Source organism: Azospirillum sp. VT-I1 (assembly GCF_055698305.1).
The window spans coordinates 183,243-206,516 of record NZ_CP168800.1 but is presented as its reverse complement, the minus strand read 5'-3'; the positions used below and the strand labels follow the sequence as shown (position 1 = coordinate 206,516).

Genomic DNA, 23,274 nt, shown 5'->3' with positions numbered 1-23,274 from the left:
AGTAAAAATGAAATCGGCGTCATCGTCGAAACCCCATCCCGGACAAGGAATTGAGCGGGGCGCCGGACAGCCATCATGCGTTGTGCCGGCGGCCGGGCGACGCCCCTCCGCCGCGAAGGGCGCCGGTCCCGGCTTCCCGAGGCGGCACCGCCTGGGAAACCGGGACCAGCGCCCCTTGCGCAAGCCTTGCCTTTATCGGATACGCCCCCTGCGGGCGCGGCAGGTCAGCTCCGCGTGGTGGAGGAGCGGCCGGTGCCGACCGAGCCGGTGACGCCGGTGGTCGAACCGCTCATCGACCCGGTCCCGGCGGAGGCGCCGGCGGGACCGCCGCTGGCCCCGGCCCCGGTGCCGGTCGTGGAAGGCGACGCGGAGCCGGTGCCGCTGCCGGTGGCCGCACCGATGCCGGTATTGGTGCCGACCGTGGTGTCGCCCCCCTGCAGGCCGCCCGTCGTCCCGCCCATGGCGGAGGCGGTGGTGCCGGAGCTGATGCCCGTCGATGCGCCGGAGGTCGAGCCGGAGGTCGAGCTGGTCTCGGAACCGCTGCCGGCATTCGCCATGGCGGACGCCCCGGCCCCGGTGGAGCTGCCCCAACCGGAACCGCCCTGGTTGCCGGTCTGGCTGCGGACACGCAGGTTGTTCTGCACATGGGTGACGCCGGACACGGACTCGGCCACATCCTCGGCACGGCGCTTGGTGTGGCGGTCGGGAACCATGCCGGTCAGCGTCACCTCGCCGCCGCTGACCGTCACCTCGATGTCGGAGGCGTCGATGTAGGCGTCGTCGGTCAGGCGGTCGCTGACATCCTCGCGCACCCGCTCGTCGGAGCGGCTGTAGCCGCGCGGACCGCGTCCGCGATGCTGGGAGGCGCGGCGTTCATCCTCGTGCCGGCGGCGTTCGGCATCGTCGTCGCCGAACCAGGAGGCGATCTCGTCGCCGGCCTGCTCCCAGAAGCCGCGCTGGCGCGAGTGGCCGCGGTCGTCGTCCCGGCGCTCGCTGCGACCACCGCCATAGCCGCCCCGCATGTCCTGGCCGCGGAACATGCCGCCGCGGTCCTCGCCCCAGGAGCGGTCGCGATCATCGTCGCGCTGGTAGCCGCCATAGACGCCGCCACGGCTGGTGGAGGAGCTGCCGCCGAAGTCGCGCCGGCTGTAGTCGCCCCTGCCCCAATCGCCGCGATCACGGCCGGACTCGTAACCGCCGCCGTAGCCGCCCTGGGAACCGTAATCGCGGCTGCGATGGTCGCGGCCACCATAGTTGCGGTCTCCGGTCTCGCGCTCGCCGTATTCGCGGCCGCCATAGCCGAGGGAGCCGCGGCCGCGGACGACCTGCTCGCCTTCACCATAGGGGCGCACGCCGTAGTCGCGGTCGCGATACTCGCTGCTGCCGACGTCGCGGCTGGTGTAGTTGCCTTCGATCCCGGCATTGCCGGCGCCGGCATAGCCGCCATAGCCGCTCGACCCGGACCGGCCGCCATAGCCGGCGCCATAGCCGCCGCGGCTCATGTCGCGCCCACCACCGAAGCTGCGGTCATAGACGCGCTCCATCTCGCGGGAATTGTCGCGGTCCATATGGGACTCGCGGCCATAGCCGCCGGATTCGTTGCCGACGCGTCCGCCATAGCCGGCGTCGCGGTAGCTGCGCCCGCTTTCGTCCTGGTGACGGTGCGCCTGCTGGCGATACATGCTCTCGCGGTCGCCCGACCGGTATTCGTCCGGATCGTAGACCCCGGCGTGCTTGGCCTCGCCCCAATCGCGGTGCCGGTTCGGCTCGCGGTCGTCGTCGCGCCAGTCGCGGCCCTCACCGCGCCACCGATTCTCGTACTGCGCCATCGTGGTCGGCTCCCTCTTGCTGGATTCTTGGAACCGCGGCCGGCACGACACCAATGGCATAAGCCACCGGCGCCGGTGCGCCCGCGTTTCCCGAACAACAGGAGGGACCAAACGGCGTTCCGGATTTTTCCCCGCCGCCGGCGGTCCTATCGGAGACTTCTGGCACGGGGATTGCGTAGTGAAGAGCGGTTGGTTCCACGCATCACTTGCGGCTTCGGCGCTTCATGCTCCGAAGCCGCTTTCTTTTGCGCCCTTTTATTGGGCAGAGACTTCAAACTGCTTAATTTGCAAGCGGCCGGTCGAGCAGACGGGCAACCGCGGCCCCCAACTCTTCGTTGAGGAAGGGCTTGTAGATGATCTCATCCGCATTGAACATGCGCGTCATCTTCAGAAGATAGCCGGCCGGCATGTTCGGAGCCCCGCCGGACATGGCGAGGATCTTCACGTCGGGCTGCGCGGTGCGCGCCGCCTTGATCAGTTCGATCCCGTCCACCTCCGGCATCAGCACGTCGGTGACGATCAGGTCGAAACTGCGGCGGTCCAGCGCGCGGATGGCGGCACGGCCATTCTCCGCCTCGGTCACGTCGAACCCGCGGCCCTCCAGATAGCCGGCCACGGACAGCCGCACGGCCGGCGAATCTTCAACAACCAGGATGTTGGGCCGAATGGCACTTCCCATCACACACCCGGCCCCCTTTCGGGAACCGCCTTATCGCAAGGCCGGCCGCAGCCGGCTGAATACGCCCCCGGTGCCCTGACCGCCCGCTGTCACCCGCCAAGCGCCGCCACCGCGGCAGCCGCGTCGGCATGGATTTCGAACAGCGACGAGAAGCCGCTGACGTCGAACACCTCGCGGATGTGCGGCGCCATGGCCGACAGGGCGATGGCCCCGCGCTTCGCCCGTGCCGCCTTGGCGGCGACCAGCAGACAGCGAAGCCCGGCGGAACTGATGTAGGAAAGCTGTTCCATATCGACAACAAGCCGCGTGCCCTCGGCCCCGATGGCCGACAGCAGCGCCGCCTCGAACTGGGCGGCGTTGCCGCTGTCGATGCGGCCTTCCGCGCGCAGCACGGTGACGCCGTTGACCGACTGTTCGGTAATATTCATCCCCTGCCCTCGCCTTGCCTTAGCTGGATCTTGCCGGAATCTTTCCAGTCTCGTGCTTATAGCATGCCCTTGCCGGTCCGACGATGCATTCGCGGTACGGCCGGACAGCTACCCCCATCGATTTTCCGGCATCATGCGACAGGGTCGGACAGCTGCGCGACGGCGGCGGCCGGCGCCTCCGCCGCCCCGCGCCAGCGCAGGACCAGGCAGGTGATGTCGTCGGACTGTGGCGCGCCAGCGGTGAAGCGGGCGACGTCGGCCAGCACCCCGTCCAGACCGTCGCGGGCGGAGGCGTTGGCTTGCCCGCCGACTGCGGCAACAAGCCGCGGGTCGCCATACATCACCTCTTCACCGTTGAAGGCCTCGGTCACGCCGTCGGTGAACAGGACGACCATGTCGCCGGTGTCCAGCGTCACGCTCTTCTCGCCGAAGGGCATGTCGGGCATGGCGGCCAGCGCGATGCCGGGGGTGCGCTCCAGTTCCTTCACCGCGCCCGACGCGGTCATGCGCAGCGGCGGGTTGTGGCCGCCGTTGGAGAAGGCCAAAACGCCGGTGCGCAGGTCCAACTCGCCATAGAAGACGGTGACGAACATCATCTGTTCGTTCTCCGCCGCCAGCAGGTTGTTGACCCGGCGCATGGTCTCCGCCGGGCCGACGCCGGATTCGGCGATGGCGCGCAGCATGGTGCGGGTGATCAGCATGAAGAAGGCGGCCGGGATGCCCTTGCCCGACACGTCGGCGATGACCAGCGCCACCTTGTGTTCGGAAATCGGGAAGAAGTCGTAGAAATCGCCGCCGACCTCCTTGGCCGGGATCATCCGCGCGGCGATGTCCAGCTCGGCCAGGTCGGGGAAGACCTGCGGCAGGATGGTCAGCTGCATGGTGCGGGCGATCTCCAGCTCCTGCTGCAGGCTGATCAGGCGGCGCTTGTCGGCCAGGGCCTCACGCAGGTCGCGCACCATCTGGGTCAGCTGCACCTGCTGGGTGCTGACCCGCGTCGCCAGCCGGGAGAAGCCCAGCGCCAGCAGCCCCAGCTCGTCGCCGACGCCCTTGGACTGGGCCGACTGGGCGTCGTGGGTCTCGGCCTCGATCTGACGCAGCTCCTCCAGAAGATTCTGGCGGGCATCCTCCTCCAGGGTTACGGCCAGCGCCTCCATCTGGCGGCGGATGAAGCGCTGCTGGCGGCGCAGGCGGCGCTCGCGCTGGCCGGCGCTGCGCTCGATCTCGCGCATCACGCCACGAAAGACCTCCACCGCGCCGGCGATCCGGCCGATCTCGTCATTGCCGGCGGGCAGCTCGACATAGCCCATGGACCGCCCGCGGGAGAGGTCCTGCAATGCCTTCACCGCCCCGTCCAGCGTGGAGAAGTTCCGCCGCAGGAAACCGTAGAGCAGGCCCAGCGCACCCAGCAGCACCAGCCCGATTGCCGCGACATAGGCGACCGACCACAGCGCCTGCTCCTCCACCGCCTGGGTGACGTCGGTGGCGATCAGCACGGTGGCGACGCGCCCGCCGGCAAGGTCGGCGACCGGCAGGCTGGCCAGCGCGTATCGGCGCCCGCCGCCGGCAATGGTGGTGATGCTGCGCTCCGCCGGGCGGACCAGCGGTTCGACAGCCGGCCACAGCGGGTCGCTCTGCCCATTGAACGCTGTGCCGTTGCGGGTCACGGCGAAGACGCGCCCGCCGGTGGTCCGCCGCAGAACGTCCAGCGCGGCGACGAAGTCCAGCCCGGCGACGGCGGCGCCGGTCACGCCGGCCCCGCTGCCCTGCCCGCCGCCGGCCCCGGTCCCGGCATAGACCGGCACGCCGGCCACCACGACCAGCCGCTCGCCGTCGACCAGCCGGACGCCGCGCGCCAGTTTCTGGCCGGACAGGATGGCGTCCAGCGCGCCGCGGTTCAGCAGCGGTTCCGGATCCAGAGCCGGGTCGGTGCTGTAGAGCAGCTCCCCCGACTTCGACAGCAGGTTGACGTCGGTGATCCCCCCGGTCGCCGGGGCGGCGACGACGCCGAGCGCCGCGACGCGGCGGTCCAGCGCGCCGCGGTCCTCCGCCTCCACCGCGCGGGCGATCTCCGCGTCTCCGGCCAGCCGGCCCAGCCCCTGGTCGATGCGTCCGACGGCACCCGACACCGCCAGCTGCCAGGAGGTTTCCAGCCGCGCCAGCTCAAGCTCGCGCGCACGGCGGTCGAGGGCATCCTCGCGCAGCGCAGCAAAGCCGAGGAGAAGACCGGCCACCACGGTGACGGTGGCGAGGACGAACAGGATGATGCGGGTCTGAAGCAGCATCGGGGGCCTCTCAGCTCCGCAGAACGACGATGGGGCGGGCCAGAAGCGCCGCCAATGCGGCCGGCAGCAGCGACGACGCCGCGAGCAACCCGCCGTCCCAGCCGACCGCCGCCGCCCACAACAGGGCCGCAACGATCCCGGAGGCCAGCGCCCGCAGCAGCGACACCAGCCCACCGTCGGCCGCCTGTCGGCGGACATAGGACAGCGCAACGCCGGCAGCGAAACCGCCGGCCGCTCCGCCCGCCAACCCGGCCGGCAGCGGGTCGGCACCGAGCAGAAGCACGGTCGCCACACCCAGCAGGGCCAGCGCAGCCGCCACCGCCGCGACGCGGCGCCAAGCGGATGGCACCGCATAGCCGGCGACGCCGCCGAGCAGTGCCGCGGCCAGCGCCAGACCGGCAACGGAAAGCCCGCCGCCCGGGACCAGCATCGTGGCGGCGGCGGCCGACAGCAGGGCGAAGGCATGGACGTCGTCGGCGCGGGAATCGATCTCGCGCCGCGGCGCCGTCTCCAGCCCGGGCCCGAGCGCGGTCAGCGCCGACTGGCGCGTGGTCTCGACGGCGGACGCCACCTCCGGATCGAAGACGGCGGCCCGCACCTCGTCGGCATGGGCGGCGAAGCGCTGGCGGCGGTCGTGCAGGCCGAAGACGACGGCGTTGAAGGCGAACAGCAGCCGGCCGACCTGATCGCGCGGACGGCGGCCCAGCAGCGTGGCGAAACGCCCGGCGACAGCCTCCTCCATCGCGCGGCCGAGGCGATGCAGCGGCGCGCGGAAGCTGGCGCGGGCCAGCAGGGCGGCCAGTTCGGCCAGCAGAAGCAGCACCGCGAGGGCGCCCAGCGCGACCGTCGCCAGTTCCCCGGCGATCTGGCTGCGCACCTGCTGAGGCTGGACGCCGACCAGCACATGGCCGGCCGGCGGCTGCCCGACCCCGCCGCCGCCGCCTTCTGAAGACAGGCGGCCGACCCGCACCGGCACCCGCAGGATCAGCAGGCCGTCGCGTTCGATGGGCTGGAGCGTCGCGGCGCGGGTTTCCGGCGTCGGCAGGCCGCTCAGCCCGGCGGTCAGCGCCTGCAGCCCGGCCCGGTCGATGCCGCCGCCGGCATTCACGGCGCCTTGCAGCAACGCGCCGTCCCCACCGGTCAGCGCCAGGAATCCCAGGTCGGGGTTGCGGTTTGCGACGCCCTGGAGGAAGGCCCCCACCCCTTCGATCCGCGGCAGGGGAATGCCGTAGGCGATGGCGCGCTCCAGGTCGTGCTGCACCGCTTCCGCCACCGCGGCGGCCTTGGCGGCGCGCGCCTCCCCCAGCTGGTCCTGGGCCAGCCAGGTGCCGAGCAGCCCGACGCCGGCCATCGCCAGGGCGGCCGCCAGCAGGATAACGGCCGGGATGCCGGCCATGAACAGGCGATGGCCGCGGTTAAGGCTGGGGGTGGCGCTGCGGGTCGTCATGCGAGTTCGTCCAGGCGTGCGACTTCGCGCTCCGCCTCGTCCAGGATGGTCAGGCGCCGCCGCACCGCGTCGGCGAAGGCGGCGGCCGGCAGGCCCAGCGTCTGTTGCGGCGAGGTTGCGGGCGCTTCGGCACGGATGCGCCCGCCCTCCCCCAGCCCTTCCAGGGCGGCGGAGAGGTCGGACAGCGAGCGGCGCGGTCCGGCGGCGAGCCGCAGGCCGGCCAGCCAGCCCAGCAGCGCCAGAGGAAGCGCGATCAGCACCGCGCCGATGGAGAGGGTCAGGGCATAATGGCGCATCGGTTCGGCCATCGCGCCGGCCGGCATGCGGACCAGCAGGCTGCCCGCCACGGTGTCGAAGCTGGTGGCGAGCCCGACGCCGTAGACACGCTCGTCCCCGCGCTCCTCGGACCAGAAGCCGCTGACGCCGGCATTGGGCTCGGCCCCCGTGCGGACGGGCAGCAGCTCGCCCACCTCCACCGCGTTGGTGGAGAACAGGACGGTCCCCGCCTCGTCCAGGACGGTGACGGACTGGATGCCGGGAAGGGCGACGCGGGCGCGGGCCAGCAGCCCGTCCACCTGCGGCAGGTCGCCCAGCGCAAGCCCCAGGTTCAGCTGCGTCTCCAGCGATGCCTTGGCCTCGCTCAGCACGAAGGCGACCTGGGAGGTCACCGCCTCGTCCAGGCGGCGCGCCTGTTCGCGCGTCCACAGCACGGCGGCCGACAGGGCGGCGACGAACACCGCCACCGCCACGAACGCCGCCAGCCGCGCGCCGAAGCTCCCCGATCCCATCCCGGCCATCCCCCTTCAGCCGGCGGCGCGCCTCAGCGCCCGCCCGGCCCCGTCCCGTCATGCTCCAGCGGAGCCTTCTCCCGGCCGCACAGCGCATACCAGCGGCGCGCGGCGCCCTCGCCGGCGGCGACGCGGCCCCAGACATGGCCGCGCTCGAACACGTCCCAGCGCCCGGCCAGATCCTCCACCGCGACCAGCTCGGCGCTGGCGGTGTCGAAGACCGGATCGGCGGCGAAGTCGCGGTGGACCAGCAGGCGGACCAGATCGCCGCCGACGCGGATCAGCCGCTTCGGATAGATGCCGTGGCCGGCCAGATGGCCCCAGCTGCGGTGGTTGCGGGTGCTGACGGTGGTGATCAGGTGCCGGCGGCCCAGCGCCTCCGCCACCTCGATCCGCCAGTCGATCAGCCGGTGATGCAGGCCGCGCCCGCGCTCCGACGGATCGACCATCGCCGACGACATGTGCGCGACCCAGGGCAGCTCCGCTTCCGGCAAATCGAGGTCGCGGCCCCGGTTGGGATCGTCGCCGGACGGCAGGCCCAGCGCGCCATAGGCGACCAGACGGCTCCCCGAATGCCCATCCTGGCGGAAGATGCCGGCGGTCAGCCCCCTGTCGCCCAGATGGTCGGCGACGAAGTTCCCGACCTCGCCCGCCATGCGGTAATGGTCGGGGTCCTCCAGCGTCGCCACCACGCGGACGCGGAAATCGGCCAGCAGGTGGGAATCGTCCAGGTCCATCATGCGGGCGGTCAGCCCGTCCGGCAGGTCGGCCGCCAACGCGCGCAGGCGGACGGCGGCCACGGCGCGCGCGGCCTCGCCGCACAGGGGGGCCGCACCGAACGGAAGCGTCATGGGGATGCGGGCGCTCATGATTCGATGATTTCCGCGAAATTCAGGAGGCCGATGGGCGGGTAGTACTCCAGCGCCCGGACAGTGGCCATGTTGATGATGACGGAAAAGCGCTTCAGCGTTTCCACGGGAATTTCGGCCGGATTGACGCCGTCCACCAGGATCTGCGCCGCCTTGAAGGCGGTGAAGCGGCCGATGCCGTAGGCGCTGCTCGCCAGCGCCAGCATCGCCTTGTCGGTGCGCACGATCAGTTCGGTCACCGAGAAGGTCGGCAGCCCCAGGCGCAACGCCTCCGCCGCCACGACGGTGCGGTTGTGGAAGGCGATGAAGGTGTCCGGGCCGATATAGAGGACCTCGCCCCCGCGCTTCGCCACCCGGCCCAGCGCGTCGGGCACGGCCGCGGCGATCGGCTCGCCCCGCTCGTTCAGGGGGACCGGCTCCTCGATCAGTTCCAGCCCGCGCAGCGCCGTCTCGGCCCGCAGCCCCTCGACCGTCAGAACGGAGTTGCGTTCCTGCGGGTTGTAGACCACGCCCAGCCGCTTGATCGGGCGATAGGCCTGGATGGTGTTCAACTGCACCGCGATGGGCGCGATGTGGATGGTGCCGGTGACGTTGCGGCCCGAGCGGGCGAGATCGGGCACGATCTTCGCGTCCACCGGTGCGGCGACGAAGGTGAAGACCACCGGGATGTCGGTTATGTGCTTGCCCGGGTCCACCGCGTCATGGGGGCCGACCAGCGCGCGGGTCTGCGGCGTGCCCCAGCTGTAGACGAGGTCGGGGCGCGTGTCCTTGATCTCCTGGATGATGCCCGGGAGCTTGGCGCTGTCGCCGCCGGTGTTGCGGATGGTGTAGTCCACCTTCAGGCCGCGGCGGGCCAGATAGTCCTTGAAGCCGAACTCGTTGTCGCTCTCGCCGCGGCCCAGCACCATGGTGATGCGGAAGGTCTTGTCGGGAACAGTGGCGGCCAGCGCCGAGCCGAACAGCGAGTTGCCGGCCAGCGGAAGTCCGGGCAGGGCCAGCCCGCCAGCGGCGGCAAGGCGCAGCAGCGAGCGGCGGCGGATGCGGAGGAGATCGCTTTCGTCGAATCCCATCGCGGTCATGCCTCCTGTGGCCGAGCGGCCGGAGTGGCCGGGCGCCCGGTGCGGAAAAGGATCCAGAACAAAAGCGCGCTCGCCCCGCACAGCAGGCCGATGCCCAGCATCGCCTCGCGGTAGGAGGTGGCGACCGCCACCGCCATCGCGGTGACGGGGCCGAGCGCGCCGCCCAGACGTTCGATCAGCCTGTACCAGCCGATGGCCGCGGTTTCCGGCAGGCCGCCGTCGCGGGCGATCTGCGAGACCAGCGTCAGCTGCGGCGCACCGACCAGCGCCTGCGCAAGGCCGAACAGGGCGATGGCCAGCGGCGGACCCCACAGCGCCTCGGTGGCGACGATGGGCAGGCAGCTCGCCAGCGTCCCGATGCCGCCGAGGGCGATGAAGCCGCGCCGCGCCTGCCAACGGTCGGACAGGCTGGCGGCCAGCGGCGACACCAGGATGAAGGCGACGAAGTACATCATCTGCACCCGGCCGATCTCCGCCTTCGACGCGCCGTCGGCGGTCAGCAGCAGCGGCACGAGGCAGAAGAGGAAGGCGGTGGATGCGATCTTCGTCGGGATGGCGCTCAGCACCATCAGGGCGGAGAAGCGGAAGTCGCGGAACAGCGGCAGGGCGCTGCCCATGGCCGGCCGCGCCGCCGCGCTGGCTGCGGATTGTGCCGCACCGCGCCCGCGCAGCAGAAGCAGGCTGACCGACAGGCCGGAACCGAGCGCCAGAAGCGCCCCCAGCAGGAAGGTGGCGCGGAAGCCGACCTGGTCGGCGATGATCCCGCCGCTGACCGGGCCGCAGACGCCGGCCGCCAGCAGCGCGCCGATGAACATGGCCATGCCGGCGGCGCGGTTGCGCGGCGTGGTGTGGTCGATGACGATGCCCTGCGCGGTGATCAGCACCAGCCCATAGCCGAGCGCCGTCAGGCAGCGCCACAGCATCAGTTCCGCCAGCGACCCGGCGAAGGCGGTCAGCGCGAGGCTGACGGAGCCCAGCAGCGCGCCGATGGTGAAGGCGCGCGAGCGGCCCCAGCGTTCGGAGAAGCGGGCGCCGCCCGGCTGCGACAGCGCCCAGATCAGCATGAACAGCGTGATCGGCAGGCTGACCACCATGTCCGGCGTCAGCCACGGCACCTCGCCGGCGAAGGACTTGGCATAGGCCGGCAGGAAGGGGCGCGACAGCTCCTCCGACAGGCAGAACAGGAAGACCGGCAGTCGCAGGAAGACGAGGTTCAGCGGCGTCGGCGGCGGGCGCGTGGTGTCCGGATCGCGGAAGCGGAAGCGGCGGGCGAGCGCCGACAGCCCGGCCTCCGCCCGGCCGACCCGCGGGTCGTCGCCGCCGAGCCGGCGGCGCAGCTCCGCCACCCGCGCGGCGAGACCGGCATAGCGGGCGTTCACGCCGTCCAGTGCGGTGCGCACGCCGCTCTCCAGCGCCCGGTCTTCCGTCGCCGCGAGCGGTCCGGGGATCTCCGGCAGGGTGGCGCGGAAATCGCCCTCCTCCGCCCGGTCGGCCAGCAGGCGCAGCGTCAGCACCCGCCGCATGGCGAGGTTCACCACCAGCTGAAGCACTTCGAAGATCAGCAGGACCGAGACGATGACCACCGACAGCACGTCCAGCGCCAGATCGGTGGACGCCTTGGCCAGGAAGGCGCTGTCGACGCCGACATGCAGGGCGCCGGCCGGGCTGGCCGGATCGCCCAGCGGGCGCTGGACATCGACGAAGCCGCGGGCCAGCCGGCCGTCGGCGGGACCGGTCAGCCGGTCCGGCGACAGGGCGGTGATGCCGGCCAGCGGCCCGCCGGCCGCGGCGACGATGCGCCCGGCCGGATCGGTCACAGCGATGTAGGCGATGTCGTCGTGGCGTTCGACCTCCGCCGCCAGCAGGGCGTCGAGGCCGGCCATGCGGTCCAGCGGGATGCGCACGCCCAGCCCGCGGTCGATCTGCGCGCCCATCAGGCCGCCGACCGTCTGCGCCTTGCGCGCCAATTCGGGCTGGAACAGCGGGTCGAAGCTGCGCAGCGACAGCCAGGAGGCCGCGCCGGCCGCCAGCAGCAGGATGGCGACCGTGACGATGGTCAGCCGCAGAACCAGCGCGCTGATCGGGTCGCGGCGCTTGGCCGGCTTGGCGGCGGATTTGGTGGGGTTATTCGGGGTCGGATCGCTCATGTCACCGCTCCCTTCGCCGGGAGTGGTCCGGGGGCATTCGGCACCATGGCGTCCAATTCGCGCTCCAGATCTTCCATGGCGCGGTCGGCGTCGGCGATGCCGTGGTTCAGCCGGTCGCGCACCATGCCCAGCGGCGCAGTCCCGTCCGCCGGATTGCCGTCCGCCGGATTACCGTCCGCCAGGCCGCGGCGTCCGCCGCGCTGGCGCACCACGACGAAGACCACGGCGAGCGTCACCAGTGCTGCGACACCAACCAGCGCAAGGATGTTGCCGCGCAGCCCCGCCTCGACCGCGGCGACCCGCGTTTTCAGCCCGGCCAGGGAGGAGCGCAGGATCACCTGCCCCACCGTCTGACCGAAGCTGTTGCGCACGTCGGAACCGAGGATCAGCACGTCGCCGTCGATCTGCCGGCGCAGGGTTCCGGCCGCGGCAGCGTCGTCGTTCCAGCGCACGGGCGTCCGCTGCCCCACGGCGTTGCGGTCGGCGGCGAACAGCACGATGCCGCGGTCGTCCACCACCTCAACACCGAGGATTTCCTCGCCGGAGGCGGCACGCTCGGCCTGGGCCTGCAGATCGACCAGTTCGGACAGGTCGAGACCGAGCGTCAGGCCATATTCGACCCGACGCCGCATCTCGTCCGCCACCACCGCAAGGCGGGAGCCGGCGACCTCGCGCAGTTTCTGTTCGAACTTCAGCCCGGACAGCGCGACCGACAACAGCACGGCGGTCGCGACGGTCGCCGCGATCACGGCGCCGGTGCGCAGGGCCAGCACCCCGCCCAGTCTCATGGTGCCCCTACGACGGGAAAAGGTGATGCATCAGCCACGGATCGCCCAAAGCTCCATCGCCACCTGGGGAAAATCACCTGCCAGATGAACCGCGATTCCGCCCGAAGTTGCAAGCTGTTTCCAAATCGGGCTACCGCGTTCGAGTTCGAAATACACGGCGCCGGCATGGTAGGGCAGTTGCCGCGGTGCGACGGGCAACGGCCTTACTCGAATTCCGGGCAACTGTACATTGACCAGCTCGCGGATTTGCTCGACCGGACCGATCTTCACCAGCGCCGGGAAGTTACGGCGCAACGCCTCGCCCGGCATGTCCGCCCGCACCGCCAGCACGAAGGTGGCCGTGGTGATGAGCGAGCGGTCGGCGATGGTGCCGACGCGGATGCCGTATTTGCGTTCCTGCAGGTCGATCGGGATGGCGGTCTGTTCCAGCACCGCGCTCAGCGACCGGCGGATCTCCGCCATCACCGGCTCGAGCGTGCCCTGCAGATCCTCGTGCCGGTAGGGCGGGAAACTGGGCGGGCGCTTGTTGACGGCGGTGAAGGTCGCCAGTTCGCCGGCCAGCGACAGCATCATGCCGTGCAGCCGCTCCGGATGGATGTCAGGCATGCGGGCGATGTTGGCGAACAGCGGTTCGGACCGGTTGGCAACCTGCAGCATCAGGAAGTCGGCCATCTCGCCGGCACCGCGCCCGTTGGAGCCGCCGACCCGGGCGGCCAGCGCTTCGCTCCGGCTGTTGAGCAGGCCCTGGATTTCGGTGACGAAGCCGGCCAGCGGGGCCAGCGCCTGGACGTTCAGGGCCGGCGGGATATAGCGCTCGTCCAGCGTGGCGTGACGATCCGACCGCACCTCCTGGATGCGGGCGAGGCCCAGGCAGTGGTAGCCGGCGCGCTCCTGCCGTTCCAGCCGGTAGCGCAGGCGCAGCCGTCCGGTGCGGATGCGCGACACGCTGGCCGAACCGGCGATGGCGTCGACCGTCTCCGTCTCCTCGCCGACATAGCGGGTGGCGGTGTCGGCGCTCTCGCCCACCTCGAACTCCACGCCGCCGCGCTGGCGGACCGGCAGGGCGAGGTAGACGATGCTGTTCGCCAGCGTCTCCGGAAGGTCGAGCGGCGGCGGCGGATCGTCGTCGTCGGGGATGTTGATCGGCGTCCCGTCCTCCAGGATGCCCTTGCAGCGCAGGACGGCGAACTTGCCGACGGCCAGAAGCTCGCGGTTGATGGTGAGTTCGCTGATGCCCCAGGCGAAGGGGCGGATGCCGGCGACGCGGCCGCGCACCAGCCGCTCGACATAGCGGTCCTGCTGCTGGAAATGCTGCGCCCGCAGGAACATGCCCTCGGACCAGATGACCTTGTCGTCCCAACTCATGGGCGCTTTCCCTCTTGCAGGCTGATGGTCGTTGCCATGGGTTCCCTCCCCCTCCCGTCAGCCGCCGAGCGCGTGGCGGTGGATGGGCAGGAGCCGGCGGTAGAGCGCCGCCAGCCGGGTGCCGCCGTCGGCGGTCTCCCCGATCAGTTCGCGCACCGCCGCCAGCAGGGCCGACTGGTGGGCAGCACCGTCGGACACCGCCGCCTGCAGCAGCGCCTCCGCCTCGGCGGGCGGCAGGGCGCGCAGGCGGGCCAGCGCGTCGTCGGCATCCACGGCCCGGCGCAGGATCGACTCCCCCTGCGCCATCGTGTCGTCCGGGTCGAGGCCGAGCAGAGCCTCCAGCGCCGCCTGCCGCCGCACCAGCGACAGCACGACATCGACCAGCGCGCGGCTGAGCGCGTCGGGCGCCGGGTCGGCAGAGGGGGCGGCGAAGGGGGACGGACGCGCGCCGAAGGCCGGCGGAACCAGCGGATCGTCGGCCCAGTCCTCCGGCGGAAGGGCCGGCGAAAGGGCGGGCGGAGCCGCAAGCGGGTTGGACGGCTGCCCCGCCGGCGTCAGGTCGATGGGGTCGTCCAGCCAGTCGTCGGGGATCGACGCGCCGCCGCCTTTGCCGGCGCCGGCATCGAAGCCGGCGCTGCCGAATCCCGCCTGCTCGGTCGAAACGCGGATGGTGCCGAGGCCGTCCGGCGAGAAGTCGGTCTGGGTGGAACCCGGCCAGTCGGGATCGCCGCCGGGCGCGTTCCCGGCCGCGGTCGGCTGCCAGCCGCCGCCCGGATTGCCGCCCGACTTGCTTCCCCACCGGTCGTCCGGCTGCGGCAGGTCACCGAACAGGTCGTCGTCGTCCGGGATCGGCATCACCGACACCGGTCCGCGTCCGAAGGCCGGCAGGGCGAAGGGATCGTCCTCCGCCGAGGCGGCAGGTGCCTGCGCCGCTTCGCCGGAGCCGCGCAGCACCGCCAGGAAGGGGTCGTTGGCGGGCGGCGCCTCCTCCGCGGCGAAGCCGGCGCGCATGACGAAGCCGCCCATCCGCAGCCGGTCGCCCTCCCCCACCACGGCGGAGTTGCCGCGGCCGATGGGGGTCGGCGCGTCGTTGAGGAAGACGCCGTTGGTGGAGCTGTCGATGACGATGTAGACGCCGCCCTTGAACTCCACCATGCAGTGGATCTTGGACAGCATCCGCTCCGGGTCGTTCAGAACCCAGTCGCAGTCGGGACCGCGGCCGATCACCAGACGTCCGGTGCCGAGATCGCGGGCGATGTCGCCGCCCTGCGCGGGCGGGCATTGGATCAGGGTCAGGCGCAGCTTCATCGGATCACGCCGCCCCCGCCTTGCCGCTGCCGCCGTTGGCGATGTCCAGCGCCTGGGCCAGCGCCGCGCGATGGCGGGCCGCGATCTCCTTCGGCACCGCCGCCGCGGCGATCAGCACCGCCGCCGCCGCGGCCGTCCCGGTCAGCCCGTCGCCCGGCGGCACCACCACCGCCGCATCGGGCGGGGCGAGGCTGCCGCCCGACCAGAAGGCGGCCATGGCGGCATAGGCGCAGGCGGTCTCGAAATTCATCGCCTCGGCCGGTGCGAAGCAGGCGCGGCGGTTCTCCTCCGTCGGGCGGTAGACCCAGGCCTCCGCCGCCTCCAGCGCCGCGACGTCGGCCGGCGCCGGTTCGGCCGGCAGCGCGCCGCGGGCGGACAGGCAGCCCCACCACACGGCCTCGCGCCGCGGCAGGGCCATGCCCAGCAGCCGGATGGCATCCGCATGCAGTTCGGCGTCGATCAGCGCCTTCAGGAAGACCGCCGTCGGGGCGTTCGGCGCGTACAGCGCCTTCGCCTCCGGCGACAGGTCCAGCCCCGCGACCGCTTCGGCCGCGCGGGCAAAGCGCAACTTCGGCAAAAGCCCGATGTCCACCGTCCCAACCCCGCTAGAAAATTCCGTCCCAGTGTGGACGGCGGTTCGTCAATTGATGGTTACCACGCCACCCTGAATCTTAACCATCGCGTCGCCGTTCACCTGGGTCATCGCGCCCTTGATCTGCACCTGCATGTCGCCGGTGAGCTTGACCATGCTGCCCTTGATGGTGACGCCGGTCTGGTCGATCTTGACGCTGTTGCCGCCGACCTTCAGCTCGATGGAGGTGGTGGCCTCCATGGTGATCTTGCCGGTGCTGGCCTTCACCGAGACGTCGCCCATGCCGAGCTTCAGCGCGTAATCGCCCTGCTTGACGTCGACCGCCATGTTGCCCTGCTTGACGGTCAGGCTGTCGTTGCCCTGCCCGACCTCGACCGTCCGGTTGCCCTCGCCGACCGTGTGGGTGTCGTTGCCCTTGCTGACGGTGACGGTCCGGTTGCCCTTCCCCACGGTCAGGGTCTGGTTGCCCTCCGTCACCTCATGGGTGTCGTTGCCCTTCGACACGGTGACGCTGCGGTTGCCCTGGGCAATGGTCACCGCCTCGTTGCCTTCCGACACCGTTTCGGTGCGGTTGTTCTTGATGGTGATGATCTGGTCGTGATCGACGGTCAGCTTGTCGTCGTTCTCCACCATCCGGGTGAAGTCCTTCTGGGCGTGGAAGTAGATCTCCTCCGCGTCCTTCTTGTCCTCGAAGCGCAGCTCGTTGAAGGTCGCCGTGTCGCCGCCCTTGCTGGAGCGGGTCTTGATGCCGCTCTGCGTCTTGTTGTCCGGCAGCGTGTAGGGCGGCATGTTCTCCGCGTTGTAGACGCAGCCGACGATCAGAGGCCGGTCGGGGTCGCCGCCGATATAGTCAACCAGCACCTCCATGCCGACGCGCGGGGTGAAGATGGTGCCCCAGTTCTTGCCGGCCATGGTCTGGGCCACGCGCAGCCAGACGAAGCTCTTCTCGTCCTTGGCGCCCTTGCGGTCCCAATGGAACTGCACCCGGACGCGGCCGTACTTGTCGCAGTAGATCTCCTCGCCGCTGGGACCGACGACGGTCGCGGTGTCCGGACCGTGGGTGCGCGGGCGCGGCACCGGCGGCGGGCGGAAGACGGTGGCGTCGGGGATGGCGGCGAAGCGGCAGGAGAATTGCGGAGGCAGGCCGCCGTTGCCGAGATGGGTCTCGTCCTGGGCGCTCAGCGCCAGATCGGTGATGACATAGCCCTTGCCGACCTCCGCCGTCACCGCATGGCCGGCCATGGAGATCTTGCCGCCGGCGGACAGGCCGCGGTAGGTCGCGGTGCCCTCCACCCGCTCGTAGCCGGTCTCCGTCTCCTCCATGCGCAAGCGGGACAGGGTGGTGCCGTCGGCCTTGACCATGTGCCCGCCGGGATAGTCGAACATCTCGTGCGACTTGAAGGCGGAAACGCCGAGCACCGTGGTGGTGCTGGCGGCAAGATCGGTGCTGGGCGTCTCGAAATTATAGTCCTTCAGCGTCCACTTGCCGGACACGTAGGACTGCGAGTGGGCCCAGCCGTCGATCACCAGCGTGTTGCCCTGCGACGCGGCGGCGTGGATGACGTCCTTATCCAGGCAGTCGGTGTAGCCCGACGCGCTGTCGCTCAGCACCAGCGTGTGCTTGCCGGCCTCGTGCTGGAAATAGAAATAGATGCCCTCGTCCTGCAGCAGGCGGGCGATGAAGTCGTAATGGGTCTCGCGGTACTGGACGCAGACCGGGCGGGCGTTGTGGGTGCCGGACAGCCCCTGCTTCTTCACCTCGGTCACGCCGCAGTCGGACAGCATGGCGTCGACGATCTGGACGACGCTCTTGTCCTGGAACACCTGGCAGTCGGAGCGCAGGGTGGCCAGCCACAGGGACGGCACGATCTCCGCCGTGTAGCGCCGGTAGCCGCGCAGGGCCAGCGGCCCGGCGGAAAAGCTCTTCACGATGCCGTTGATGATGCGCGGACTGCCGCCCTGGCGCGCGACGGACAGCGTCAGCGACTTTCCTAGGATGTCGGCCGGCGCGATGGTCATCCGCGGCGAGATCATCGAAATGGTGTAGCGGAACAGGCGCGACAGCCCTTCCTCCCCCTCGACGGCAACCGGGATCAGCACGTCCGCGCCGAGCGGCGAGGTCAGCGACAGAAGCCGGCCGGTCTGCGAGATGGTGGGCGCATCCGACATGCGGGCTTGGTCCTATGTGTTGGGAAGATAATGATCTGGAGAGGCTTTGCCCCCACCCCTACCCTCCCCCGCTTCGCAGGGGAGGGAGAGATCCCCTCTCCCGCGAAGCGGGGAGGGTTAGGGAGGGGGCAAGTGGAGCCGAACTTAGGCGCTCTTGGTCGTCGACAGGTCGTAGGAGACCGAGATCGGCGTGCCGGCCTTGTTCTTGTCGTCGTAGGGGATGAACTTGTACTCCATCTTGGTGAAGCTGATGGAGATCGACTCCGACGGACGGTCACCGCCCGACGACATTGAGTAGGCCGAGACCAGGGCGTTGGTCAGGGTGTACTCGGCGTAGGTGTTGCCCGGGCTGCCGGTGGTGACGAGGTGGATCTGCACCTTCTTGCCGACGGCGCCGGTGCAGGATTCGACGAAGAACTTCGGCGAGGAGCTGTCCATCAGCTTGGTGATGGTCACTTCCGACACCGACGGCTCCGACGCTTCGCGGTTGGCGGTCGAGCCCGACGGGGTGCTGATGGCGCGGCCGACGCCCCACTGCAGCGAGCTGACGTCCAGCCACTTCTTGTGGGTCTCGTGCGTGGCCTCGCCGTCGATGCCGTCGTACTTAACATAGATCGCCATGGTTGTCTCCTCGCTCTCTTGAAGTCGGTCTTAACGGGTGAAGCTTGGTCTGTGCTGTATGGTTACGAAAGAATTGAGGCGGGTGCTGTGACGGGCGTCACCGCCAGTCTTTTCTGCGCCCCCGCCCCGGCCCTCCCGCTTCCCTGGGCCTCAGGCGATGTCGTAGACGAAGCGGTCTTCGCCATCGACCGAGACATGGACGCGGGTGATCGGCTCGCCGTCGCCCATGCGGGCGAGGATGCGGGACGACATCTCCGGCAGAAGCGTGCGGTTCAGGATGGTCTCGATGTTGCGGGCGCCGCTGGAGACCTCCTGGCACCGGTTGACGATGCTCTGCACCAGATCGTCGGAATAGGAGAAGTCGGCCTTGTAGTTCTGCACCACGCGCTTGGTGATGCGGTTCAGCTGAAGGCCGACGATCTTCTTCAGGTTCTCGTCCGACAGCTGGAAATAGGGGATGACCGTGCAGCGGCCGAGGAAGGCCGGCTTGAAGCTCTTCTGCAGCTCCGGCTGCAGGGCTTCCAGCAGGCCGTCGGCGTCGGGTGCCGTCTCCGGGTCGGCGCACAGCTTGTGGATCAGGTCGGTGCCGGCGTTCGACGTCATGATGATGACGGTGTTCTTGAAGTCGATATCGCGGCCTTCGCCGTCCTTGATCGTGCCCTTGTCGAACACCTGGAAGAAGATGTCCTGCACGCCGGGATGGGCCTTCTCCAGCTCGTCCAGAAGGACGACGCTGTAGGGCCGGCGGCGCACCGCCTCGGTCAGGACGCCGCCCTCGCCGAATCCGACATAGCCGGGAGGCGAGCCGAGCAGCAGGGAGACCTTATGCTCCTCCTTGTACTCGGTCATGTTGATGGTGGTGACGTTCTGCTCGCCGCCATAGATCAGGTCGGCCAGCGTCAGCGCCGTCTCGGTCTTGCCGACGCCGGACGTGCCGACCATCAGGAAGACGCCGATCGGCTTGCGCGGGTCGGTCAGCTTGGCCCGGCTGGTCCACATCGCCTGGGCGATGGCGTCCAGCGCGTGGTCCTGGCCGATGATGCGCTCCTTCATGCGGTCGGCCAGCGACAGGATGGTCTTGATCTCGTTGGAGACCATGCGGCCGACCGGCACGCCGGTCCAGTTGGCGACCACCTCGGCCACCGCCTGTCCGTCCACCGCGACCTTGACCAGCGGATCCTCGCCCTGCAGAGCGGTCAGTTCGGCGGTCAGCGCCGACAGCTTGGCGTTCAGCGCCTCGGCGTCGAGCGGCTCGGCGGGTGTAGCACCCTCGGCCGCCGGGGCCTTAGACTGCTCATGCGCGGCGACCAGCTGGTCGCGGGTCTCGTTGATCGCCTTGACCAGCTCCAGTTCCTTGGTCCAGCGCGCCTCCAGCGTCTCCAGGTCGGCCTGGGTGGCGGCGATCTTGTCCTTCAGCCCGGCAATCTGCTCGGCATGGTCGATGCCGATGGCCTGCTCGCGCTCCAGGATGGCAACCTCGGTCTCGGTCAGCTGGATGGTGCGGCGGCGATCCTCGATGGCCGGCGGGGTGGCGGTCTGGCTCATCGCCACGCGGGCGCAGGCGGTATCCAGCAGGCTGACCGCCTTGTCGGGCAGCTGGCGCGCCGGGATGTAGCGGCTGGACAGGCGGACCGATTCGATCAGCCCTTCCGTCACGATGCGGACCTTGTGGTGCTTCTCCAGCGTGGCGGTCAGGCCGCGCATCATGTCGACGGCGACCGGCTCCGCCGGCTCCTCCACCTTCACCACCTGGAAGCGGCGGGTCAGCGCCGGGTCCTTCTCGAAATACTTCTTGTACTCGGCCCAGGTGGTGGCGGCGATGGTGCGCATCTCGCCGCGCGCCAGGGCGGGCTTCAGCAGGTTGGCGGCGTCGTTCTGGCCGGCCTGCCCGCCGGCGCCGATCAGGGTGTGCGCCTCGTCGATGAACATGATGATGGGCTGGCTGGAGCCCTTCACCTCGTCGATCACGCCCTTCAGCCGGTTCTCGAACTCGCCCTTCATGCCGGCGCCGGCCTGCAGCAGGCCGAGGTCGAGCGACAGCAGGCGGACGTTGCGCAGGTCCGGCGGCACGTCGCCGGCGGCGATGCGCAGCGCGAAGCCTTCCACCACCGCCGTCTTGCCGACGCCGGCCTCGCCGGTCAGAATCGGGTTGTTCTGGCGGCGGCGGGTCAGCACGTCGATGATCTGGCGGATCTCGGCGTCGCGGCCCAGCACCGGATCGATCTTGCCGTTCTTGGCGCGGTCGGTCAGGTCGATGGTGTACTGGTCGAGGTTGGGGGTCGCCCCGCCGGCCTTCGGCGCGCCGCCCGCGGCGGCCCCGCCGGCAGCGGCACCGGCCGCGGCGACCGGAGCACTGGTGCGCGCCTCCGCCGTGTCGGCGACGATCTTGGGCAGGTCCCGACGCAGCACGTCCGCGGTGATCTTCGCGAACTGGCCGGACATGTCACGCGCCTGGGCGGACAGCGATTCGTCGGACAGCAGCGCCGCCAGCAGATGGCCGGAGCGCACCGCCCCCTCGCCATACTGCAGGGAGGCCAGCACCCACGCCTCGCGCATCAGCTGCACCAGGTTGGGCGACAGGGCCGGGGCGCGGCTGTTGCCGGTCTTCAGCTTGTCCAGCACCCGCGTCAGGTCGGCCGACAGCCGGCCGGCGTCGATCTCGTAGACGCGCAGGATGGCGGAGATGTCGCCGTCGGCGGCGCCGATCAGCTGAAGAAGCCAGTGCTCGATCTCGCAATTGTAATGCGTGCGCGACAGCGTCTGTCCGGCCGCCGCCTCCAGCGCCCGCCGGCACACAGGATTAAGCCGGGAAATCATGCTCTGCAGATCGACCGCCACCATGGCTCCACCCCCTTCGTGTGACTTCAGTGTCTTCAACCCATGCGGGCAGAGCGCCTGCGGCCTCCGCACCAACCAGACCGGCCGACCGGTTCGTCCTGTGGCTGTGCCGCGGACTTTGGCCAAGCCATTTTGAAAAATCCACTGCTATGCTTCGCAAGAAGACTGAAACTTCTTCGGATCATTCGCGAATCATGCGCGTAACATCATCAAATGCGTTCTATATTGCATAAGAGCACGATCATGCATCCGAACCATCCAAGGAATGTCGAGCGGCTCGCCTGAAAGCTGCAGGCGCTCGACCGACTGCGGATGGGCGCCCGGCGTCAGCAGCCGCGCCAGCACCGCCTCGCAACGGCCGCCGTCGTCGCCGCGCTGCGAATGGCCGCCCAGCCAGGCCTCCACCGGCGTCGCCTGCGTCGACCAGTCGAAGGGCGTCGTCAGCACAGCACCGCCGCCGTCCGCCACCATGCCGTCGACGGCGCGCAGCAGGGCCGGCGGCGAGGCCACGCAGTCCAGCACGTTCATCGCCGCGACCAGCGCGAAGCCGCGCGGGGCGAAGGGCGGGAACAGCGCGTCGCCGATCCAGAAATCCACCCGCTCCGCCCCGGCGAAGCGCGCCCCGATCCGCTGGCGGTCATAGGCGATGCCGGACCGGCGCAGCGGGAACACCGCCTCCCCCCGCTCCATCACCCGCCGCGCCAGCATCAGCAGCGGCCAGTGCAGGTCGAGCCCGAGCACGAGTTCCTCCCCGCGCGCCGCCAGCTCGAAGCTGGTCCGTCCGGCGCCGCAGCCGAGATCCAGCGCCGGACCGCCCGGCAGCGGCCCCAGCCGCTCCAGCCCGGCGGCAAGGCAGCGGACGACCGAACCGGCCTGCCCGTCCGGCGTGGCCGGGTCGAGGTCGCCGTAATGGTCCCAGCCATAGCTGGACAGGTGCTGGCGGGTGGCGTTGAAGGCGCTGTCGGGGCCGAAGCCGTCGCCCAGCACCCCCTCCATCGCCGCCGGGATGTCGGCGCGCGTGGTCAGCAGATGCCCGTTTGCCGCCATCCAGCCGCGCAGGTCCGGCACCAGGATCGGGGCGCCGTCGACAATGGGGTATTCCATCGCACAAGCCCCGTCGCCGCAAACCAGCGTTCCCCAGCGCACGGCGTCGGCATCCGCCTCCTCCACGATGCCGAGCGCCAGCGGCACCGCCACGCCGCGGGTGGCGAGGCAGCGCGGGCAGACCGGGCGCAGACGCTCGAAATGGGACAGGCGCATGCGCTCAGCCGCCGATGATGACGGTCGGGCAGCCGGGCGGCAGCACCTTGCCCACCGGGGCGGGGATTGGCGCGACGCAGCTGACGTGGGCGGTCATGTCGTTGATGCGGGCCGCCGGCAGGTTGTTGATGAGCACCGTCGCCGACCCCTGGGAGATCATGCCCGGCCCGGCCGGGATGCAGCCCGGCAGGACGCAGGGGGCGGAGATGTCGGTCAGCCGCGCCGCCGGCATCTTACCGATCAGCACCGTCGGGCTGCCCAGCACGATGGCCAGCGGCAGGCCGGGATGCGGCGCCGGCGCCGGAACCGGAGCGGGCGGATGGATCGGCGCATGGCAATGCGGCGTGTCCTGCTTGATCATGTCGCCGAGGCGGGCGGCGGGCGGCATCTGGCGTCTCCGTCCGGTCAGAACAGGGAATCGCCCGACGCCACCGGAGCGCCGAGCAGGGAGGATGCGGGATCGTCCCCGGGCTGCGGCGGCACCGGGCGGCCGGCACGGAACAGTGTCCGCGCCACCACCGTCTCCCCGTCCTCCGCGAAGAAAAGGCACGGCCCCTCCAGCATCCCGTCGGCGATGCCGACCCGCGCGACCAGCCGTCCGGCCGGATCGCGCTTTTCAATCAGAACGGGAGAAACAACCTCGGAGATTTCCACCGGCACGGCAGCGATGCCCAAGGTTGCGGCTGGAATGGCGTCAGGAGTCATTGCAAATGGCATCCCGGGAAGGGTTCGTTCCGACGTCAGGCGAACAGCATTCCTCCGCAATTGCGTTTCGTCAAGCT

19 protein-coding genes are annotated in these 23,274 nt (G+C 70.4%); all 19 read right to left on the bottom strand.

From position 1 onward, the window contains the following. Nucleotides 1-224: 224 nt before the first annotated feature. The 19 genes from AB8P05_RS00975 to AB8P05_RS00885 all read right to left on the bottom strand — a co-directional run bounded on the left by AB8P05_RS00975 (nt 225) and on the right by AB8P05_RS00885 (nt 23,197). A complete protein-coding gene (locus tag AB8P05_RS00975) occupies nt 225-1,829 on the bottom strand; it encodes a BON domain-containing protein (RefSeq protein ID WP_472758447.1) in 1,605 nt (534 codons plus the stop codon). 280 nt (nt 1,830-2,109) lie between these two features. Continuing rightward, entirely contained in the window at nt 2,110-2,508 is a 399-nt protein-coding gene (locus AB8P05_RS00970; protein WP_149223352.1) for a response regulator, read from the bottom strand. Between the two features lie 89 nt (nt 2,509-2,597). Further along, entirely contained in the window at nt 2,598-2,936 is a 339-nt protein-coding gene (locus AB8P05_RS00965) for an STAS domain-containing protein (protein WP_472758446.1), read from the bottom strand. Nucleotides 2,937-3,067: 131 nt separating this feature from the next. Beyond that, a complete protein-coding gene (locus AB8P05_RS00960; protein ID WP_472758445.1) occupies nt 3,068-5,221 on the bottom strand; it encodes a PP2C family protein-serine/threonine phosphatase in 2,154 nt (717 codons plus the stop codon). A 10-nt stretch (nt 5,222-5,231) separates the two neighbouring features. Continuing rightward, entirely contained in the window at nt 5,232-6,668 is a 1,437-nt protein-coding gene (locus AB8P05_RS00955) for a HAMP domain-containing protein (RefSeq protein WP_472758444.1), read from the bottom strand. Next, nucleotides 6,665-7,456, bottom strand: a complete 792-nt coding sequence (locus AB8P05_RS00950) for a hypothetical protein (RefSeq protein WP_472758443.1) — start codon at nt 7,454-7,456, stop codon at nt 6,665-6,667. The genes AB8P05_RS00955 and AB8P05_RS00950 overlap by 4 nt, the downstream gene beginning before the upstream one ends. A gap of 32 nt (nt 7,457-7,488) precedes the next feature. Next, the gene (locus AB8P05_RS00945) at nt 7,489-8,325 is read right to left on the bottom strand and encodes a GNAT family N-acetyltransferase (protein WP_472758442.1); all 837 of its coding nucleotides are present in this window, start codon (nt 8,323-8,325) and stop codon (nt 7,489-7,491) included. Next, nucleotides 8,322-9,395, bottom strand: coding sequence for an ABC transporter substrate-binding protein (locus AB8P05_RS00940; protein ID WP_472758441.1), 1,074 nt, complete (start codon nt 9,393-9,395; stop codon nt 8,322-8,324). Before AB8P05_RS00940 ends, AB8P05_RS00945 begins: the two co-directional genes overlap by 4 nt. A 5-nt stretch (nt 9,396-9,400) precedes the next feature. After that, complete coding sequence (locus tag AB8P05_RS00935) at nt 9,401-11,551, bottom strand: MFS transporter (RefSeq protein WP_472758440.1); 2,151 nt, start codon at nt 11,549-11,551, stop codon at nt 9,401-9,403. Continuing rightward, nucleotides 11,548-12,339 carry a hypothetical protein gene (locus AB8P05_RS00930; protein WP_472758439.1) on the bottom strand — a complete coding sequence of 264 codons (792 nt, stop codon included), beginning with the start codon at nt 12,337-12,339 and terminating at the stop codon, nt 11,548-11,550. Before AB8P05_RS00930 ends, AB8P05_RS00935 begins: the two co-directional genes overlap by 4 nt. Nucleotides 12,340-12,369: 30 nt before the next feature. Beyond that, nucleotides 12,370-13,704 (bottom strand): type VI secretion system baseplate subunit TssK, encoded by a 1,335-nt coding sequence (gene tssK, locus AB8P05_RS00925; protein WP_472758438.1) that lies wholly within the window; start codon nt 13,702-13,704, stop codon nt 12,370-12,372. A gap of 57 nt (nt 13,705-13,761) precedes the next feature. Continuing rightward, nucleotides 13,762-15,012 carry a type VI secretion system-associated FHA domain protein gene (locus AB8P05_RS00920; RefSeq protein ID WP_472758437.1) on the bottom strand — a complete coding sequence of 417 codons (1,251 nt, stop codon included), beginning with the start codon at nt 15,010-15,012 and terminating at the stop codon, nt 13,762-13,764. A gap of 4 nt (nt 15,013-15,016) precedes the next feature. Next, entirely contained in the window at nt 15,017-15,604 is a 588-nt protein-coding gene (locus tag AB8P05_RS00915) for a DUF6931 family protein (RefSeq protein WP_455171443.1), read from the bottom strand. A 48-nt stretch (nt 15,605-15,652) separates the two neighbouring features. After that, the gene (locus tag AB8P05_RS00910; RefSeq protein WP_472758436.1) at nt 15,653-17,773 is read right to left on the bottom strand and encodes a type VI secretion system Vgr family protein; all 2,121 of its coding nucleotides are present in this window, start codon (nt 17,771-17,773) and stop codon (nt 15,653-15,655) included. Nucleotides 17,774-17,917: 144 nt separating this feature from the next. Beyond that, entirely contained in the window at nt 17,918-18,394 is a 477-nt protein-coding gene (locus AB8P05_RS00905; RefSeq protein WP_455171441.1) for an Hcp family type VI secretion system effector, read from the bottom strand. Between the two features lie 150 nt (nt 18,395-18,544). Next, nucleotides 18,545-21,235 carry a type VI secretion system ATPase TssH gene (tssH, locus tag AB8P05_RS00900; protein WP_472758435.1) on the bottom strand — a complete coding sequence of 897 codons (2,691 nt, stop codon included), beginning with the start codon at nt 21,233-21,235 and terminating at the stop codon, nt 18,545-18,547. 189 nt (nt 21,236-21,424) lie between these two features. After that, the gene (locus AB8P05_RS00895; protein WP_472758434.1) at nt 21,425-22,492 is read right to left on the bottom strand and encodes a methyltransferase domain-containing protein; all 1,068 of its coding nucleotides are present in this window, start codon (nt 22,490-22,492) and stop codon (nt 21,425-21,427) included. A gap of 4 nt (nt 22,493-22,496) precedes the next feature. Continuing rightward, nucleotides 22,497-22,880: a PAAR domain-containing protein gene (locus AB8P05_RS00890; RefSeq protein ID WP_455171438.1), complete on the bottom strand. Its 384-nt coding sequence runs from the start codon at nt 22,878-22,880 to the stop codon at nt 22,497-22,499. A gap of 17 nt (nt 22,881-22,897) precedes the next feature. Next, nucleotides 22,898-23,197, bottom strand: coding sequence for a hypothetical protein (locus AB8P05_RS00885; RefSeq protein WP_472758433.1), 300 nt, complete (start codon nt 23,195-23,197; stop codon nt 22,898-22,900). Nucleotides 23,198-23,274: the final 77 nt, after the last annotated feature.

Bases quoted from the DNA above. Each gene is read 5' to 3' on its own strand.
- AB8P05_RS00955 (WP_472758444.1), bottom strand. From the start codon at position 6,668: ATGACGACCCGCAGCGCCACCCCCAGCCTTAACCGCGGCCATCGCCTG.
- AB8P05_RS00940 (WP_472758441.1), bottom strand. From the start codon at position 9,395: ATGGGATTCGACGAAAGCGATCTCCTCCGCATCCGCCGCCGCTCGCTG.
- AB8P05_RS00945 (WP_472758442.1), bottom strand. From the start codon at position 8,325: ATGAGCGCCCGCATCCCCATGACGCTTCCGTTCGGTGCGGCCCCCCTG.
- AB8P05_RS00930 (WP_472758439.1), bottom strand. From the start codon at position 12,339: ATGAGACTGGGCGGGGTGCTGGCCCTGCGCACCGGCGCCGTGATCGCG.
- AB8P05_RS00960 (WP_472758445.1), bottom strand. From the start codon at position 5,221: ATGCTGCTTCAGACCCGCATCATCCTGTTCGTCCTCGCCACCGTCACC.
- AB8P05_RS00890 (WP_455171438.1), bottom strand. From the start codon at position 22,880: ATGCCGCCCGCCGCCCGCCTCGGCGACATGATCAAGCAGGACACGCCG.
- AB8P05_RS00965 (WP_472758446.1), bottom strand. From the start codon at position 2,936: ATGAATATTACCGAACAGTCGGTCAACGGCGTCACCGTGCTGCGCGCG.
- AB8P05_RS00970 (WP_149223352.1), bottom strand. From the start codon at position 2,508: ATGGGAAGTGCCATTCGGCCCAACATCCTGGTTGTTGAAGATTCGCCG.
- AB8P05_RS00895 (WP_472758434.1), bottom strand. From the start codon at position 22,492: ATGCGCCTGTCCCATTTCGAGCGTCTGCGCCCGGTCTGCCCGCGCTGC.
- AB8P05_RS00920 (WP_472758437.1), bottom strand. From the start codon at position 15,012: ATGAAGCTGCGCCTGACCCTGATCCAATGCCCGCCCGCGCAGGGCGGC.
- AB8P05_RS00975 (WP_472758447.1), bottom strand. From the start codon at position 1,829: ATGGCGCAGTACGAGAATCGGTGGCGCGGTGAGGGCCGCGACTGGCGC.
- AB8P05_RS00935 (WP_472758440.1), bottom strand. From the start codon at position 11,551: ATGAGCGATCCGACCCCGAATAACCCCACCAAATCCGCCGCCAAGCCG.
- AB8P05_RS00910 (WP_472758436.1), bottom strand. From the start codon at position 17,773: ATGTCGGATGCGCCCACCATCTCGCAGACCGGCCGGCTTCTGTCGCTG.
- AB8P05_RS00885 (WP_472758433.1), bottom strand. From the start codon at position 23,197: ATGACTCCTGACGCCATTCCAGCCGCAACCTTGGGCATCGCTGCCGTG.
- tssH (WP_472758435.1), bottom strand. From the start codon at position 21,235: ATGGTGGCGGTCGATCTGCAGAGCATGATTTCCCGGCTTAATCCTGTG.
- tssK (WP_472758438.1), bottom strand. From the start codon at position 13,704: ATGAGTTGGGACGACAAGGTCATCTGGTCCGAGGGCATGTTCCTGCGG.
- AB8P05_RS00905 (WP_455171441.1), bottom strand. From the start codon at position 18,394: ATGGCGATCTATGTTAAGTACGACGGCATCGACGGCGAGGCCACGCAC.
- AB8P05_RS00950 (WP_472758443.1), bottom strand. From the start codon at position 7,456: ATGGGATCGGGGAGCTTCGGCGCGCGGCTGGCGGCGTTCGTGGCGGTG.